Below are 10,516 nucleotides of genomic sequence, written 5' to 3'. Positions count from 1 at the left end.
CAGTACCCGTTACGGTGGAGCGTCTTGGTGATCGCCGCCGTCAGCGTCGTCTTCCCGTGGTCGATGTGGCCGATGGTTCCGATGTTCAAATGCGGCTTCGAACGCTCAAACTTCTCCTTGGCCATTACCTGTTACCTCCTTCTGTTCACAGTCCTGCAATCCGCTCTGCCGTGCCGGCTACTCCCGGCCCAGCAGCCTCTTCGCGGCTTCCTGGGGGACAACGTCGTATTTATTGAAACGCATGGTATAGGTGGCCCGACCGGAGGTCTTGCTCCGCAGATCGGTGGCGTAGCCGAACATCTCCGCCAGCGGCACCTTGGCCCGGATGATGCGGGCGTTGGCCCGGACCTCCATGGCGTCCACGTGACCGCGTCGGGCGGAGAGATCCCCCATGACGTCGCCCACGTACTCCTCGGGGCTGACGACCTCAACGAGCATGATGGGCTCCATCAGCACGGGGTCGGCCTGCTTCATGTTCTCCTTGAAGGCCAGCGATGCGGCGGCCTTGAAGGCCATCTCCGAGCTGTCCACGTCGTGGTAGCTTCCGTCGACAAGCTTTACCTTGAGGCCGGTGACCGGGTATCCGCCGAGGATGCCGTTGGTCAGGCATTCCCGCACGCCCTTCTCCACGGCGGGGATGTAGTCCCTGGGCACCACGCCGCCGACGATCCGGTCTTCGAATTCGAAACCGATGTGCCCGGGGAGGGGCTCCATCTCCAGCCAGACGTGGCCGTACTGTCCGCGGCCGCCGGTCTGCTTGACGAAGCGGCCTTCGGCTTTCGCCGCCGAGAGGACGGTTTCGCGGTAGGAGACCTGAGGCTTGCCCACCCGTACGTCGACGCCGTACTCGCGTTTCAGGCGGTCGACGATCACCTCGAGGTGGAGCTCGCCCATGCCGGAGATGATGGTCTGACCGGTGTCCTCGTCGACGTTCACCTGGAAGGTGGGGTCCTCGTCGGCCAGTCCGGTGAGGCCCTTGGTGAGCTTCACCTGGTCGGCACGGCTCTGGGGCTCCACGTAGAGCGAGATGACAGGCGCCGGGAAGGTCAGCGTCTCCAGGGTGATCGGGGATCCCTCGTCACAGAGGGTGTCGCCGGTCTTGGTCTGCTTCAGGCCGGGGAGGGCGACGATCAGGCCGGCGTGGGCGCTGTCCAGTTCCTCCCGCTTGTTGGCGTGCATTCTCAGTATACGCCCCACACGTTCCTTCTTGCCGGTGGTGGTGTTGAGGACATAGGAACCGCTCTGGATGGTTCCCGAGTAGATCCGGCAGAAGGCGAGCTTGCCTACGTAGGGATCCACCATGATCTTGAAAGCCAGCGCAGCGGTCGGCTCGGCGGCGTCGGGATGGCGCAGGATCTCCTCTTCGGTGTCGGGAAGCAGTCCCTTGATCGGCGGGAGATCCAGCGGGCTGGGGAGATAGTCCACCACTGCGTCGAGCAGCGGCTGCACGCCCTTGTTCTTGAAGGCCGAACCGCAGAGCACGGGAACGATATTGAGGTTGACGGCGTTCTCCCGGATCGCCGTGCGGATCTGATCTTCGCCGATCTCCACGCCTTCGAGGAAGGCCTCCATGATGGTTTCGTCGAAGTCCGCCAGGGCCTCGATCATCGCCTCGCGCCGGGCTTCGGCGTCCGCACGAAGGTGATCGGGGATCTCCACGTATTTCGGTTCGGCGCCGAGGCCTTCCCGCTCGTAGACCGTGGCCTTCATGGCGATGAGGTCCACCACACCCTGGTAGTCGTCCTCCGCCCCGACAGGCATCTGGATACAGACGGGATGGGCTCCGAGGCGTTCGCGCATCTCGGCGACCACGTTGTAGAAATCGGCGCCGATGCGGTCCATCTTGTTGATGAAGGCAACCCGCGGCACGCTGTACTTGTCGGCCTGCCGCCAGACCGTCTCGGACTGGGGCTCCACGCCGCCGACGGCACAGAAGACGGCGACCACGCCGTCGAGCACTCGGAGTGAACGTTCCACCTCGACGGTAAAGTCCACGTGCCCGGGCGTATCAATAATATTGACCATACAGTCGCGCCAGAACGACGTTGTTGCTGCGGAGGTGATGGTGATCCCCCGCTCGCGTTCCTGATCCATCCAGTCCATCGTGGCGGCACCGTCGTGCACCTCGCCCATCTTATGCTTCCGACCGGTGTAGAAGAGGATGCGTTCTGTCGTTGTGGTCTTGCCGGCGTCGATGTGAGCGGCGATGCCGATGTTTCGTATCTTACGTATATATTCTTCGTTCACAACACTTCACCACCAGTTCTCGGGGCGTTCTGCACGGGTGCCGCTACCAGCGGAAGTGAGCAAACGCTCGGTTCGCCTCGGCCATGCGGTGTGTCTCTTCCCGTTTCTTGACAGCGCTTCCCTCTCCCTTGTAGGCATCCATGAGCTCCCGTGCAAGCCGTTCGATCATGGGCATTCCCTGTTTCCCTCTGGCAAAACGGATGATCCACCTGGTCGCCAGGGCCTGGGCCCTGTGCGGTGCCACCTCGATGGGGACCTGGTAGGTGGCGCCGCCGACGCGGCGCGGCCGGACCTCCACGAGGGGTCGGACGTTCTCCATGGCTTTCTCGAAGACGTCCATGGGTTCCGTTTCGAGACGCCCGGCGGCTTTATCCAAGGCGCCGTAGAGTATCCGCTCCGCCTTGCTGCGCTTCCCGTCAAGGGTGAGGCAGCTGATGAACTTGTTCAGTACGAGGCTGTTGAACCGTGCGTCGGCTCCTATCTTGCGTTTCCTCACGTGCCCCTTTCTGGGCATGAGCCTTCCTCCCTTCAGCGGCCTGACCGGCCGCCCTATTTCTTCGGTCGTCTGGCGCCGTACTTGGAGCGGCTCTTGGCTCTTCCTTCGACGCCGCCGCAGTCCAGCGTCCCGCGGACGATGTGATACCGCACGCCCGGCAGGTCCTTGACACGACCGCCACGGACGAGCACCACCGAGTGCTCCTGCAGGTTGTGTCCCACGCCCGGAATGTAGGCGGTGATCTCAAAACCGTTGGTGAGCCGGACTCGGGCCACCTTGCGGAGCGCCGAATTCGGCTTCTTGGGTGTCACGGTGTAGACCCTGGTGCAGACACCCCGGCGCTGCGGGTTCACCTGCAGCGCCGGCGCACTGGATCGCGCCGGTTTCTCTTTTCTGCCTTTGCGGATCATCTGGTTGATTGTCGGCACAAGCTTCCCTCCTTCCCGAAATCGATTGTGGAACGCTCTGGGCGTTCTTCTCCCGCGATCGCACTCGTTCTATTGCGCGGCGCCGCCGCGTTCCTCCAGCAGGGCCGCCACGGCCGCCTTCACGTCGAGACAACAGGCCCTGCCGAGGAGAACCCGTGAAGGCGCCGATTCAACAGGTACCCCCTGGCGCTCTGCTTCGTCCACCAGGGGGGTCACCAGCGTTCTATCGGCATCCTCCGCCACAAAGAGTTTGGCCACTTCGGCGAGCTCCAGGGCTCGGCCCACCTCTTTCAATCCCGTAACCCGGTGCGGTACTGCTAGCTCCTGTAACGGCACATAGCTTCCCTCCAGTGCTGGGAGGCGCACCGGATAATAGTAGCAAGCTCCGCACCGGGTGTCAAGAAGACGGGCACCGTTATGTGGTTTCCTGCGGCTCTTCCTGCAGCTCGGCGGTTTCCTGCACGCCCACGCTTGTTTCCGCGGGGGAGACCTCGAGTTTCCGGTACTCCTCCACACCGGTGCCGGCGGGGACGAGATGGCCGATGATGACGTTCTCCTTGAGGCCCTTCAGCGGGTCGCTCTCGCCGCGCACCGCCGCCGCGGCCAGGACCTGCGCCGTCTGCTGGAACGATGCGGCGCTGAGGAAGCTGTCCGTCGCCAGGGCCGCCTTGGTGATGCCGTGCAGCAGCGGCTTCCACTGGGGCTCTTCCCGGAGCCGCCGGACAAAGGAGACCCGCTGGATGAGCAATTTGGTCTCCTGCGGTGCGTAGATGGGGCGGAGGACCAGGGTTTCCGGCGCCGCCTTGACCAGCATCTCCAGGATGTTGTGGTTCACATCCTGGCCGGGCTCGGCGATGCATTCGCCGCGCCGGTTGATGACCCGCTGGAGCAGCACCTTGCCGTAGGCGATCTCGTTGAACACCTGGCGGAGGAGCTTCTCCCGGGAGAGGATCTCGCCTTCCACCTCCACGGCGGTGAGGGTCCCGTCCATCAGGCCGCGGATCACCGTGGCTTCCACCTTGCGGGGGATGTCCTCCACGGCGTTTCCGTCGCTGTCGATGGCCTGGGTGAGATCGCTGCCGTAGACGTTTTCCAGCAGGTACCGCTGCAGATCCTCGATAATCTGGTAGCGCTCCACGCTCTTCCACACCTTGATCTTGTCCACCGAGGCCTCGCGGATCTCGCGGACTGCCTGGTCATCGAGCTTGCGGTCGCCGCGCACCAGCACCTCGCCGTCTCGTGTCACATCGTCGGCCAGATAGGTGGTGTCCTTGAGGCTCTCCAGGATCTCCGTGTCCCGCACCACGATGGGCTGCGGGGCGTGGTCGGTGATGCCGGTGAGCTGCTTGTGGGTCAGCGTGCCGGTGTTGTCGATGAAGGTGCCGTCCTCGTGCTCGTAGGGCTCCAGCAGCTCCATGCCCTCCATGTTGCGACGGAAGGCCGCCTCGCCGTTGACGACCCGCAGGATCCCCTTTTCGTCATGGACGAGGAGTTCCTTCACCTGCGTACCGGGCATGAAGATCCGCTTCAGGGCATCGGCGGTGAGGGGCAGCTCCTTGTACTGCAACAGCGCCTCCATATTGCCCTGGCCCTGCAGCTCCATCAGGGTGGCGCCCTCCAGAGAGCGGACCCCCTCCTCGAGGAAGCGGCGGTTGTCGTCGCTGATCTCCTCCAGCTCTCTATCGAGATCGCCGGTCCAGACAAGCTGATTGGAGACGAAGGTGCTGTCGCCCTCCTCCACGATACGGACCCGGTTCACCGGGGCCACCTTCCGGAGGATCACCTCTACGTGCTTGTTGTTGATGGAGACCCCCTGGGAGCGGTATACCTCCTGGATGGAGTTGACCAGATAGGCCTGGGCCGCCTCGAGACCCTCTACCTCGAGGATCTCCTGGGGATCCTTGTTGCCTTCGGTGAGCTGCTGGCCCTTCTCCACGGCGTCCCCCTCCTCGACGAGCAGCGTCTGGGAGGCGGGGATGTTGTACTGCACGCGGCTGGCTCCGTCGGTGGCGTTGAGGATCAGCTTGCGCTTGCCTTCCATCTCCCGGATCTCCTGCACGAAGCCGTCCACCTTGGAGATATGGGCCACCTTCTTGGGCTTGCGGACCTCGAAGAGCTGCTCGATCCGCGGCAGCCCCTGGGTGATGTCCTCGCCGGTCAGACGCACGCCGCCGGTGTGGAAGGTGCGCATGGTCAGCTGCGTGCCCGGCTCGCCGATCGACTGGGCGGCGACGACGCCGACAGCCTCGCCCTTGGCGATCTTCTTGCGGCTGGCCAGGTCGCGGCCGTAGCAGTTGCGGCAGATCCCGTCCTTGAGGGCACAGGTCATGGGGCTGCGGACCTCCACCTTGTCGATGCCGATCTCCTCAATGCGGCGGGCCATCTCGGGGGTGATCTCGTCGTTCCGCCTGAGGGTGATCTCGCCTGTCCCGGGGTGGTGGATGTCCTTCAGGGCAATCCGGCCGGAGATCCGTTCGTTGATGGGCACGACGATCTTGCCGTCCTGATAGAGCGGCTCGATGGTGATGCCCCGTTCGGTGCCGCAGTCCTCTTCCTGCACAATGAGGTCCTGGGCGACATCGACGAGCCGTCTGGTGAGGTACCCCGACTTGGCCGTCCGGAGCGCCGTGTCGGCGAGCCCCTTCCGGGCGCCGTGGGTGGAGATGAAGTACTCCAGCATGTTGAGGCCTTCCCGGAAGTTGGCCACAATGGGGTAGTCGATGATCCGTCCCGAGGGATCGGCCATGAGACCCCGGATGCCGGCCATCTGGGCCACCTGACTGCGCGAGCCTCTGGCGCCGGAGTCCACCATGATCCGCAGATGGTTCTCCTCGCCCATGTTCTCGATGATCCGCTGGGCGATGGTGCGGGACGCCTCGGACCAGAGGGTCTCCTTCTGCCGCAGGTACTCCTCCTCGGTGAGCACGCCCATCTCGTACTGGGAGGCGTAGTCCTCCTCGGACTTCAGGGTGCGCTCCACGATCTCCTGCTTCTTGGGCGGGATGATGACGTATCCTATACCGAGGCTGATTCCGCTCCTGGTGGCCCACTTGTATCCAAGGGTCTTGATGGCGTCGAGCATCTGTACGATGCCGGCCTGGCCGACCTTGTCGTAGGAGCTGTCGATGAGCTCGGCAAGGGTCTTTTTGTTCTGCGTTGCGTTGATGTAGCGGATCTTCCCGGGCAGCACGCTGTTGAAAAGCGCCCGGCCCGGCGTGGTCTCCAGCAGCTCGCCGTCGTAGCGCAGGGTCACCCTGGCGTGGAGGTCGACGGCATCGTACTCCAGGGCGGTGATGCAGTCATCGATGCTTTTGTACCGGCTCCCCTCGCCCTTGCGTCCTTCGAACATGCTGGTGAGGTAGTAGATGCCCAGCACCATGTCCTGCGTAGGCGTGACGATGGGCTTGCCGCTGGCCGGCGACAGGACGTTCTGCGCCGAGAGCATGAGAATCCGGGCCTCGGCCTGCGCTTCCAGGGAGAGGGGGACGTGTACGGCCATCTGGTCGCCGTCGAAGTCGGCGTTGAAAGCGGTACAGACCAGAGGGTGCAGCCGGATGGCCTTCCCCTCCATCAGCACCGGCTCGAAGGCCTGGATGCCCAGTCTGTGCAGCGTGGGGGCGCGGTTCAGCATCACCGGGTGGTCCTTGATGATCTCCTCGAGGATCGCCCAGATCTCCTCCCGGCCGCGCTCGATCTGCCGGCGGGCGCTCTTGACGTTGGGGGCCATGCCCCGCTCCACCAGCTTCTGCATGACAAAGGGTTTGAACAGCTCCAGGGCCATCTGTTTGGGCAGGCCGCACTGGTAGACGTGGAGCTCCGGTCCGATGACGATCACGGAACGCCCCGAATAGTCCACCCGCTTGCCCAGCAGGTTCTGGCGGAACCGTCCCTTCTTGCCCCGGAGGAGATCGGAGAGGCTTTTGAGCGGCCGGTTGCCGGCGCCCAGGACGGCCTTGCCGACCCGGCCGTTGTCCACCAGGGCGTCCACGGACTCCTGGAGCATGCGCTTCTCGTTGCGGACGATGATCTCCGGGGCCCGGAGCTCCTGGAGCTTCCGGAGCCGATTGTTCCGGTTGATCACCCGCCTGTAGAGGTCGTTGAGGTCGGAGGTGGCGAAGCGTCCGCCGTCGAGCTGCACCATGGGGCGCAGATCCGGCGGGATCACCGGCAGCGCTTCCAGGATCATCCATTTGGGTTTGCTGTCGCTCTTGCGGAAGTCCTCCACGACGTTGAGGCGTTTGACGAGCTTGCGTTTCTTCTGGCCGGTGCTCTCGCCGATCTCCTCACGGAGCCGGGCGGCCAGCTCGGGGAGGTCGAGGTTCTGCAGAAGCTCCTCGACGCCTTCGGCGCCGATGCCGGCCCGGAAGCGTTTCTCGTAGAGGGCGCAGAGTCGGTACTCCATCTCCAGGATGATGTCGCCCTTTTCAAAGGGGGCATCGCCGCCTTCGACAACGATGTAGCAGGGGTCCTCGATGGTGGTGACCTCCACCTGCGCCGTGAATCGGCCGGGGTACTTCTCGTGGAAGAGCTGGTACTCGCTTGCGGAGATGATGTCGTTCTTGGCGAAGGGGAGATGGGCGGCGGAGGTGACCAGGAAGCCCTCCTGGTTGCCCACATGGGCCCGCTCCACGGCGAAGGCCTCGCCGTAGTCGGCCAGGAGCCGCTCCTTCTCGGTGCCGGACAGCACATCTCCCTCGGCGGCCTCGCCGCCGGGCGCGTCGCCGAGGCACTTGAAGGCGGGCTCCACGTTGAAGGCGTCGTCACCGTACTCGGACTTGTACCGGGAGACCATATTGGCGCCGATGACGTCCCCTTCCTTGACGGGGACGTCGTCGGCGTGGACGATCCGGTAGGCCTCCTCGGCCTTGAACTGGGGGTCAAAGTGGCGATGGATCGCCTCTTCGCTGGCACAGAGGGTGTCGCCCTGTTTCACCTGATCCTTGCGCCGACCCTCCATGACCACCTTGTAGACCGGCTCGCGTCGCCGGTTGGGAGCGAAGTAGACCACCTTTTCGAGATCCTTGGTGGCGGCGCCGATCAACAGGCTGAGCCGGCTGGGGATGCCGCGGAGGTACCAGATGTGGACCACCGGCGCGGCCAGCTCGATGTGGCCCATGCGCTCCCGGCGCACCCGGTTGTCGGTGACCTCCACGCCGCAGCGATCGCAGACCACGCCCTTGAACTTGGGACCGCTCCGTTTGTACTTGCCGCAGGCACACTCGTAGCTGCGTGTCGGGCCAAAGATACGTTCGCAGAAGAGCCCGTCCTTCTCCGGTCTGAGGGTCCGGTAGTTGATGGTCTCCGGCTTTTTCACCTCGCCGCTGGATAGCTCCCGGATCCGCTGGGGACTCGAGAGTTTGATGCGAACGCCTACGATTTCGCGACGCGCCATTTATTCGCCACTCCCCTCCCTGTTGCTGTCGCCACTGTTCTTGCCGCCGAAAATGAAGGCCTCCGTCGCGGAGGGCTCCTCCTTTTTGTTCTTGCCCTGTTCCTCGGCGGCTTCGGGCTCGTCCTCCACCATCACGTCGCTGCGGAAGGAGGAGAACTTGCCGATGCGTGCCTCGTCGAACTCCTCTTCTTCCAGAACCAGCTCGCCGCAGGAGCCGTCGTCGTACTGGATCTCCACGTCGAGTCCCAGGCCCTGGAGCTCCTTGACAAGGACACGGAAGCTCTCCGGCACGCCGGGGGCGGAGAGGTTCTGCCCCTTGACGATCCGTTCGTAGGTGTGGAGCCGTCCCCGGATATCGTCGGATTTGACGGTGAGCATCTCCTGCAGGACATGGGTGGCGCCGTACCCCTCCAGCGCCCAGACCTCCATCTCGCCAAAGCGCTGCCCTCCGAACTGGGCCTTCCCGCCCAGGGGCTGCTGGGTGATGAGGCTGTAGGGGCCGATGGAGCGGGCGTGGATCTTGTCGTCCACCAGGTGGATCAGCTTGAGCATGTACATGCAGCCCACGGTGACCTTGTGGTTCATCGGTTCGCCGGTCCGGCCGTCGAAAAGGGTGATCCGGCCGTCCTCGGTGAGGTCGGGGAAACGCTCCTCGCCGAGCTGCCGGAGGAGGCCGAAGATCTCTTCCTCCTTGGCCCCTTCGAAAACAGGGGTGGCGATGTTGAAACGCCCGCCCTCGCTCTCCAGACCCATGTACCCGGCAAAGCCCATGACGGTCTCCAGCACCTGGCCGAGGTTCATCCGGCTGGGCACGCCCAGCGGGCTGAGGGCGATGTCCACCGGCGTCCCGTCGGGGAGATAGGGCATGTCCTCCTCGGGAAGGATCCGGGAGACCACGCCCTTGTTGCCGTGCCGCCCGGCCATCTTGTCGCCTACGGTGATCTTGCGGAGCTGCGCCACGTAGACCTTGACGGTTTCGTTGACGCCGGGGCTCATCTCGTCGCCGTTCTCGCTCCGCCTGAGCCGTTTGATCTCCACGATCTTGCCGCCCTCGCCGTGGGGGACCCGGAGGGAGGTGTCCCGGACCTCACGGGCCTTCTCGCCGAAGATGGCCCGGAGGAGCTTTTCCTCCGGAGACTGGTCGGATTCGCCCTTGGGCGTCACCTTGCCCACCAGGATATCGCCGGCCTTGGCCTCGGCGCCGAGCCGGATGACGCCGTCTTCGTCGAGGTTCTTCAGGGCGTCCTCGCCGACGTTGGGGATATCCCGGGTGATCTCCTCGGGGCCGAGCTTGGTGTCCCGGGCCTCCGTCTCGTACTCCTCGATATGGATGGAGGTGTAGAGATCCTCCTTGACCAGCCGTTCGCTGAGCAGGATGGCATCCTCGAAGTTGTAGCCCTCCCAGGCGATGAAAGCCACCATGATGTTCCGCCCCAGAGCGAGCTCGCCCTGGTCGACGGACTGGCCGTCGGCGATGATCTCGCCGGCCTCCACCTGCTGGCCCTGCCAGACATTGACCTTCTGGTGGATGATGGTTCCCTGGTTGGAGCGGCGGAACTTGACAAGCCTGTAGGTGTCCCGCTCGCCGTCTTCGGTGGTGATCTCGATACCATCGGCATCCACGGCGGTCACGGTGCCGCCGCGGCGCGCCACGATGCAGGAACCGGAGTCCCTGGCGATGCGGTCTTCGATTCCGGTACCCACCACGGGCGCCTCGGCCCGCACCAGCGGCACCGCCTGGCGCTGCATGTTGGAACCCATGAGGGCGCGGTTGGCGTCATCGTGTTCCAGAAAGGGGATCAGCGCCGTGGAGACCGAGACGATCTGCTTCGGCGAGACATCGAGGAAGTCGATCTCCCTGGGTTCCACCGTGACGATGTCGCCGCGGTAACGGCAGTGCACCCCTTCGGTGACCAGTTCGTCGCTCAACACCCGTCCCTCGTCGTCGAGAGG

7 protein-coding genes are annotated in these 10,516 nt (G+C 64.3%); all 7 read right to left on the bottom strand.

Annotation, left to right across the window (positions count from 1 at the left end; translation table 11 throughout):
- Positions 1-125 (bottom strand): elongation factor Tu (tuf, locus tag K9L28_10405; protein ID MCF7936738.1); only part of this gene is annotated, 125 nt, incomplete at its 3' end.
- A gap of 52 nt (positions 126-177) precedes the next feature.
- Positions 178-2,247, bottom strand: coding sequence for an elongation factor G (gene fusA / locus K9L28_10400; GenBank protein MCF7936737.1), 2,070 nt, complete (start codon positions 2,245-2,247; stop codon positions 178-180).
- 43 nt (positions 2,248-2,290) lie between these two features.
- A complete protein-coding gene (gene rpsG, locus K9L28_10395; GenBank protein MCF7936736.1) occupies positions 2,291-2,761 on the bottom strand; it encodes a 30S ribosomal protein S7 in 471 nt (156 codons plus the stop codon).
- A gap of 35 nt (positions 2,762-2,796) precedes the next feature.
- Positions 2,797-3,171, bottom strand: coding sequence for a 30S ribosomal protein S12 (gene rpsL / locus K9L28_10390; GenBank protein ID MCF7936735.1), 375 nt, complete (start codon positions 3,169-3,171; stop codon positions 2,797-2,799).
- Between the two features lie 69 nt (positions 3,172-3,240).
- Complete coding sequence (locus K9L28_10385; GenBank protein ID MCF7936734.1) at positions 3,241-3,507, bottom strand: ribosomal L7Ae/L30e/S12e/Gadd45 family protein; 267 nt, start codon at positions 3,505-3,507, stop codon at positions 3,241-3,243.
- Positions 3,508-3,586: 79 nt separating this feature from the next.
- A complete protein-coding gene (gene rpoC / locus K9L28_10380) occupies positions 3,587-8,563 on the bottom strand; it encodes a DNA-directed RNA polymerase subunit beta' (GenBank protein MCF7936733.1) in 4,977 nt (1,658 codons plus the stop codon).
- On the bottom strand, positions 8,564-10,516 hold a 1,953-nt coding region (locus K9L28_10375; protein ID MCF7936732.1), incomplete at its 5' end, for a DNA-directed RNA polymerase subunit beta.

It is taken from the genome of Synergistales bacterium (assembly GCA_021736445.1).
GTDB lineage: Bacteria > Synergistota > Synergistia > Synergistales > Aminiphilaceae > JAIPGA01.
Note: the sequence above shows the minus strand (reverse complement) of the source record. Positions and strands in the feature narration are given on the sequence as shown.